General features: G+C 69.7%; 5 protein-coding genes and 1 pseudogene. 1 reads left to right on the plus strand and 5 read right to left on the minus strand.

The window, feature by feature from the left end; all coding sequences use genetic code 11:
* The first annotated feature begins 155 nt into the window (after positions 1-155).
* A complete protein-coding gene (locus IF09_RS0131855; RefSeq protein WP_030301688.1) occupies positions 156-1,445 on the plus strand; it encodes a cation:proton antiporter in 1,290 nt (429 codons plus the stop codon).
* A gap of 108 nt (positions 1,446-1,553) precedes the next feature.
* On the opposite strand, the gene IF09_RS0131860 is transcribed toward IF09_RS0131855, so the two are convergent.
* The 5 genes and pseudogenes from IF09_RS0131860 to IF09_RS47485 form a co-directional block, all read right to left on the minus strand.
* Entirely contained in the window at positions 1,554-2,822 is a 1,269-nt protein-coding gene (locus IF09_RS0131860) for a phospholipase D-like domain-containing protein (protein WP_030301690.1), read from the minus strand.
* Between the two features lie 175 nt (positions 2,823-2,997).
* On the minus strand, positions 2,998-3,423 hold the full coding sequence (locus IF09_RS45095; RefSeq protein WP_030301692.1) for a hypothetical protein: 426 nt from the start codon (positions 3,421-3,423) through the stop codon (positions 2,998-3,000).
* Positions 3,424-4,218: 795 nt separating this feature from the next.
* Positions 4,219-4,896 carry a DUF4232 domain-containing protein gene (locus IF09_RS0131870; protein WP_030301694.1) on the minus strand — a complete coding sequence of 226 codons (678 nt, stop codon included), beginning with the start codon at positions 4,894-4,896 and terminating at the stop codon, positions 4,219-4,221.
* 313 nt (positions 4,897-5,209) lie between these two features.
* Positions 5,210-6,895 (minus strand): SWIM zinc finger family protein, encoded by a 1,686-nt coding sequence (locus IF09_RS0131875; protein WP_051833210.1) that lies wholly within the window; start codon positions 6,893-6,895, stop codon positions 5,210-5,212.
* 66 nt (positions 6,896-6,961) lie between these two features.
* A pseudogene (locus tag IF09_RS47485) lies at positions 6,962-7,108 on the minus strand (cytochrome P450); the annotation flags it as partial.
* Positions 7,109-7,206: the final 98 nt, after the last annotated feature.

Here is a 7,206-nt window from a genome sequence, read left to right on the forward strand (position 1 = left end):
CGCACAGTTCCTGAGAAGCCCCGTGAACCGCAACCCGCTTCACGTACCCCCCACCAGCCCCCGGTGACCGCACCAGGCCCTCGCCGGGCACCTGACCACCCGCACATGCTGCCCCAACGGGTCAAAGGACAGCCCGCCTTACGGAGACGGACCGTATGAACACCCATCAGACCACCTCACTCCTCCTCGGCCTCGCCGCCATCGTGATCCTGGCACGCGTACTCGGCGCGCTGGCCCGGCGGCTCGGACAGCCGGCGGTGATCGGTGAGGTCCTCGCCGGCATAGCGCTGGGACCGACCCTGTTCCACGGCGCCATCTCCGACGCCCTGTTCCCCGTGTCCATCCGGCCACTGCTCAGCGCGCTGGCCGCGGTCGGAGTCGCGGTCTTCATGTTCATCGTCGGCCTCGAGTGGGACGCCAAGCTGATACGCGGCAGCGGCAGCCTTGCCGTCGGCATCTCGTTCAGCTCCATCGTGGTGCCCTTCGGCCTCGGCACGGTCTTGGCGCTCTACTTGATGAACGACTACGGCACCGACAACCAGACGGCGTTCATGCTGTTCATGGGCATCGCCATGTCGATCACCGCGTTCCCGGTACTGGCCCGCATCCTCACCGACCGGAACATGACACGGACCCCGCTCGGCGTGGTGGCGCTGGCCTGCGCTTCCATCGACGACGTCCTGGCATGGTCGGTCCTCGCCGCCGTGGTAGCCATCAGCGGCTCCGCAGACGGCGACCAGTGGCGCATCCTGCTCGCGATCCCCTACCTGCTCGGCATGCTCTTCGTCCTGCGCCCTCTGCTGCAGCGCTACGCCGCCCGCCGGCCCGCGGTCCGGCTCACCCCGACCGTGTTCGGGTGCATCATCGCGGGCCTGCTGCTGTCCGCCGCTGCCACCGAGTGGGTGGGTCTGCACTACATCTTCGGCGCGTTCCTCTTCGGCGTGATCCTCCCGCGCACCGGCACCGAGCAGCTCCGCGAGAAGGTGGAAGAGCGCCTGGGGGAGATGAACGGCACGCTGCTGCTGCCAGTGTTCTTCCTCGTCGCCGGCCTCAAGGTCGATCTGTCGGGGCTCAACATGGACGGGCTGGGAGCCCTGGCGCTGATCCTCCTGGTGGCCGTCGGCGGCAAGTTCATCGGCGCGTTCACGGCCGCCCGGCTGAACCGGATGCCGGTGCGGCAGTCAGCTGCCCTTGCCACGCTGATGAACACCCGGGGCCTGACCGAGCTCATCGTCCTGAACGTGGGTCTGCAGCTGGGCTTCCTCGACAAGGGACTCTACTCGCTCATGGTCGTCATGGCCGTGGTCACGACCGCGATGGCCGGTCCGCTGCTGAGCTGGCTCCTCGGCAGGCCGTCGCGCAACAACCTGCCCGAGACGCCCCAGGAATCGGAGGCGTCCGGGCACACCGCAGAGGCGGTCCGCACGAGCGTCAAGACGAGTTAGACAGGAGAGGGACCCGACGGTACTCGGTCCCCGCGGCAGGAGTCGCTGACCTGCGCAGCAGTGCGGGCCGCCCCCCCTCGCCGGGTGGCGGCCCGCACTGCTGCACTGCTAACCGTTCTGGCGGTCAGCGGCGGTGCGCTGAGCACGGAAGTTCTCCCGGTAGGCGTCGTGCACCGCCGGGTCCTGGTATTTGAGCAGCGCCTCGTCGTTGCTGACGAGCCCGCTCACCGTGTAGGGGTGACTGCCGGTGAAGACGATCTTCTGGTCGGGGAGGCCCTTGTAGGTTCCCTCGATCAGCAGGTACTTGGAGTGCGTCGCCGTACGGCCTTCCGCGTCGTCGTCCAGCTTGTGCAGTGTGATCCCGCCGAACTTGGTCGGCTTGGCGAGCTGGTCGGCGATCGCGGTGCCGGTGTTGTCGAGCTTGCGGTACACGATGTCGACGTAGCAGCCCGCGTCGTCGAGCTCCCACAGCTTCTTGGCCACCTCGGCACGGGTGATCTGGTGCATGGCGATCCGGATCACCGTGCGGCCGTCAGCCGTGCCGTAGCCCGCCGAGTTGCCGTGGCATACCGGCTGGCCGCTGACGGGATCGTCCACCGTGTTGAGGATGTTGAGGACGACGTCCGAGCCGGACCGGGGGAAGAAGTACGCCTTCGCCTTGCCAGCCTGGTATTCCGCCGGATAGTCGGAGACCTGCTTGGCCGGGTCCGCCTGGGCCGTGGTCAGATCGCCGAAGTACCCGGCGTACGCGGAGTACAGCTCGGGGTTCTCGACCACGGTCAGGGCGTCGTTCCACGCGTTCTGGCGGTCCCAGGCCGTCTGGTTGGCCGAGGTCTGGACGACGACGTTGTTGACGGGAACGGTGCCCGTGGAGCTGCCGGTGGTGCTGGAGAAGAGCAGGAACTTGTTGTGGTTGACGCTGTAGTACCCGTCCGCCGGGTTCGGATCCTTCGCCAGGCACGCCTGGTGCTCGGCGCACACGCGCACCCACGAGGCCCCGGACTTGTCGGTCTTCTGGGCCAGCCCGTCGACGAGCTTCACGTACGTCCCGGAGCCCGCATGGTGCTTGAGGCTCTCGCTGTCCAGCATCACCTCGACGTTCACCCCGCGCAGGTGCGCTGCACTCAGCCGCCCCGCGAGCCAATCCGATCCGAGGACGTACATCGAGACCTTGATGCTCGACCCGGGTACGGCGCCGTCGATCAGGCGGGAGATGTGTGTGAAGACCGCTTCTTGCCGGGCCGGGTCGGTCGGGTCGTTGAAGGTGGCACCGGTGGTCACGAGTGGCGCGGTACCGGCGACAGCGGTCGTGGGGAGGGTGGCGAGCAACGCCGCTGCCCCGACGACGAGCGCCGTCATTGATTTGATCTTCGTCATGGCGGCCACTTTATGCAGGCGGGAAACGACTGCTTGCCTCGGCCCTACACCTGGGCACGCGGGGGAGTTGCGGCAGGGCGTGCGAACGCCGGAGAGGTGGTGGGCCTCTCCGGCGTCTGCTGGGCTGGGCGGCTCCCCGGGGAGTGTTTCCCGGGAGCCATGGGGTTGTGGAGTCTCACTTGCCGAGCTTTGCCTTGAGTTCGTCCTTGAGCTGCTCCTTGATTTCCTGCTTGTTCACCTGGCCGCCCGTGCCGGTGCCGTCGCCGCCGACGGCGGTGGCGTCGCCGGTGTTGATGGCGTCGGCGCTGGCGTCACCGCCGGTGGCGTTGCCGGTCTGGATGTCGCATCCGCCCTCGCAGTTGCCGACGCCGGTGCTGGCGTTGCCGCCCGTGGCCTCGCCGCCGACGGTGGTGTTCTCGGCGTTGGCGTCGCCGCCGGTACCGATTCCGTCGGCGCTGTCGTCCTGGAGGAGGCTGACGGCCTGCTGCGGAGCGGCGACGGGTGCGGCCATGGCGGTCGCCGGCAGGGCGATGCCGCCGCCGACCAGTGCCAGGGAAGCTCCGGCCAGAACGATACGACGGGTCGGGAAACGCTCGAACATGGGAATTCTCCATTCGGGGCATGAATAAAGTTTGTGAGCCGCCCCGCAGAATAGGCCGGGGAAATTCCTTGGCCTGCGGTTTCTCCGGTGCTTTCCCGGTGGGGGCGTACTTCAAATAAACCCTGCCTGGGAGTGTGCGTCATGCCCCTTGAATAAGTGGCTTGACGCCAAGGGCCGATCTTGATAAAAGAGCGGCCGGTGCTGATCGGAGCGGTGTGGGTGGGCTTCGTGGTCGCGAGGTCTTGCGACCGGTGGGTACTCGACGGTAACTCGTAGCCGCCGACCATCGGCCCCCGGATCCACGCACTGAGCGGGCCGTGCAGTGGCCGCCCCTCCATCCGCAGCCTGCCCGCCGACACAGTCTGACCGTGCCCCCCTGGCCGTACCGCGGATGAGCGCCGCCTCGGTGCGCCCCGAGGCCGCGCTGTCCGCCTGCTCGGCGCGGCCACGCTTCCGCAGCTCGGCGGACGTCCCGAAAAGACGCGGTTGCGCCACGAGCGGCCGTCCTGGGACCGTAATCGCACGTACATGCGATAAATCGGGCTTGTCGTCATACTGGGGTTTTGTGCCGCTTCGAGGCGGATGGCGAGCGGATCCCGCGGATCACCCTGGAGCGCGCCCCCGACCGGCTACGCCCTGACCTCGGTGTTCGGCACGTGGACGGCCGATGTGGATGGTGGCTGGCGAGACCGCGATCGGTGCCCTGCCGTGGCCCGAACCGCCCGAGGCGCCGGGCGGACCGGGCCGCAGGAACATCGGCACACGGGCAACGGCGTACCGGCGCACCACAGCGCATCACGAGGGTTTCGTCGCCGAATAGGCCGTGACCGTGGCCTTGTTGTCGCACAGGGCGAAGACTCCGTCGTCGAGGGCGATCTGGTGCGCGCCCGCGCCCGGGACCCCGACGACGAGCGTGGGGAACGAGGCGGGCGTCGCGCCGGACTCGCAGTATCCGTCGGCCTCGCCCTGCACGTTGACGAAGGTGAGCTTGGTCCAGGCACGGGCACCCGGGGCCAGCGACACCGTGGCCGCCGAGCCGCTGTGGGTCGTGGCGAGCGGTACGTTCTTGTCGGGGGACCCGTTGCCCGCACCCGCGACGGTGGGGAATCCCTTCAGCGTGCAGGCGCTCTTCGAGACGTTGGCGACGGCGACGACGGCGGCGCCGGTTCCCGTGCCCGGCGGCCGGACGGCAGCCTGGCGGGCTTCCGTGACCTTTACGTCGTCGAGCGTGCAGGGCTTTGCCTTACCACCGGACGCGGTGGGGGAGACCGAGACGGCAGGCTTCGCCGACCCGGTGCCGCCGGAACCGCTGCCGCCCGCGGCGGCCCCGGGAGCCGGTGACTGCACGGGCTGCGAAGGCCCGTCGGCCGCGCCGGCCTCGCCGGACGGCGTGCAGCCCGTCATCAGGGCAGCGGCCGCGGCTGCGGCCACCAGTGCGGCCGCGGTCCGTCGGACACCTGCTGTGTACTGCATGGGGAACCTCCCGAGGATCGCCACCGGCCCCGCGCCGGCCCGCATGCCGAGGGACACGGCGAAGCGCCCCGCAGGAGTTCCCGCGGATACAGCGCTGTGCCGCTCCGGTGACACAACCATGACGGAGCGGCTCCGCCGCCGCCCGGAGCTGCGTCGTCCCGCAGTTCTCCGAACGCGACAGCGCAACAGGCAGTCGCGATCCCAGGGGGGCAGCGACATGCGGAGGGAGCCCACCCGTAGACCGTCAGGTTGGGCGGTTCGTCTGCTCGTCAGGGTGGCGGCAGGGGCTGGAACCGGCGCCGCCCGGCACCCCTCACAGACCGTGTTGGTCGAGCATCGCCATCAGCTTCCGCTTGCGTTTCTGGTCGGCGCGCAGGGCGGCCAGGTAGGCGGCGAACGCGGACTCGGTGCCCAGTATGCGGTGGCAGGCGCGGGCGCTGAGCAGCAGTTGAGTGATGCGTTCGTACGCGCGATCACCGGTTTCCTTGCGCAGTGGCTCGATCCAGCGCAGGTAGACGGTCAGCGCCTCGGCCGGTTGCCCGTCCCGGATCCGGTCGGCCAGGAGCAGCCACTGATGCTGGTCCGCGAATCCGTCGGCGGCGGCCTGCCAGGCGGCCTCGAGGTCGGCGTCGTCCATGAGCGCGTCCACCAGCACCGCGCCGCCGTACCAACGGCCCTTCATCGGCTGGTCGGAGGCTTTCAGCACCTCCAGGGCGGCTGCGCGCTCGGTGCCCTCCCAGGTTCCGGCCGCACGGGCCGCTGTACGAAGATGCTGGTACGCGGCCAGGGACGGACGGGCCCGCAGCGCATCACGGCGGACCGTGACCGCATCGGCCAAGCGGCCGGCCCGCGCGTACCGGTCGCAGACGAAGGCGACCAGCTCGTCACTCGGCCCCCGGTCGGACTCGGTCTCCCGGACCCCGCGTTCGGCCCACTCCAGGGCATCGGCCGTGCGGCCCGCCCCCTCCAGCTCCCGGGCGATCACCAGGTGGGTGTGGCCGTTCGGGGCGAGGTCCGCTGCGTGGACGGCGACCAGCGCGTCCACGCTGCCGCCGTCCGCCTTCAGGAGGCGTTCCATCAGGTACTTCTCGGTCCACGCCTTGGGGTTGATCCGCCAGGCGGCCACGACCATTTCGCGTGCTCGAGTCATGCCCGGCTCACCCAGGACCTCCCGGTAGTCGAAGAGGTCGATGTCCGTGACGTTGTCTTCATCCAGCAGGTGCTGTACCAGCCACTCGGCGGTCTCCACCGGGTCGGGGCGGGCGGACAGGCAGGCCTCCAGGTGCGCCTCGGCCAGGCCGGCGGCGACGTCCCCGATCAGGCCGTCCGAGTCGTCGATCTCCCCGTACGCGCGGCCCAGAGCCCGGAGGGCCTCGCGGGCCACCTCCACCGCGTCGCCGGCTCGGCCGCCCGCGGTCAGCGCCCGCAGGGCGGTGACCGCCTCCGCCGCCTGCTGCCCGTAGGCGTGGGCGTCGGCGTACTCGACGTAGCCGTAGCGGGCGAAGGAGCGGGTGTCGAGGAGGGCCAGGATGCGCTCCCGGACGATGGAGGTGTCCTCCCCGGCGGTGGCCGCGCGCAGCTCGAGCCGGCGGCGCAAGCCACGGTCGCCGGCGAGCTGTTCCCTTACCAGGGCGGCCAGTTCCTCGCGGGTGCGGGACTCCAGCCAGTCGTCCAGCAGGCGGGTGCGCGAGGCGGCGGCCGACCGCTGCTGCGGCACTGATCCGGCCTGTGCCAGAACGACCAGACCCACCGCCACGCAGTGCTTGCAGAAGTTGCCCTCCCGCCCGTACGGGCAGTCGCACCAGCCGGTGAGCCGGCCGTCCTCGTCCTCGGTCAGCTCGACCTCGTACGCGTCGCTGCCGTCCACGGTTGCGGTGATCGTCTCGTCCCCGATCTCCAGCCGGGACACCGCCGACACATAGCCGACCCCGCGTTCGAAGGAGCGCGCCCCTGCCAGCCGGCGCAGGTCTTCCTCGGTGAATCCCAGGGCATCCGTCACGGTACCCATTCAACCGGACGAGAAGGCTCGGGACCGGACGCTCAGGGAATTCTTCCCGGGCCGGGGTCACCACGTGACGGGTAGGGCCACGGGCCCTCGGATGAGGGCGTCCTTCTGCCACACGACTTTGCCGGGATCGATGGCCAGGCGTAGGCCGGGAAGGCGTGTGATCAGGGTGGTCAGGAGCAGTTCGGCTTCCATGCGGGCCAGTAAGAACTGCTATCGGAATGACTTCAGGCGTCGCCAGCAGATGAGTGAGCAAGCGAGGCTGAGGAAGGCTTCGTGGATGTCGTCGCGGACTTCCCAGCGGA

The sequence above is a fragment of the Streptomyces katrae genome, assembly GCF_000717655.1.
In the GTDB taxonomy this organism is placed as follows: domain Bacteria; phylum Actinomycetota; class Actinomycetes; order Streptomycetales; family Streptomycetaceae; genus Streptomyces; species Streptomyces katrae_B.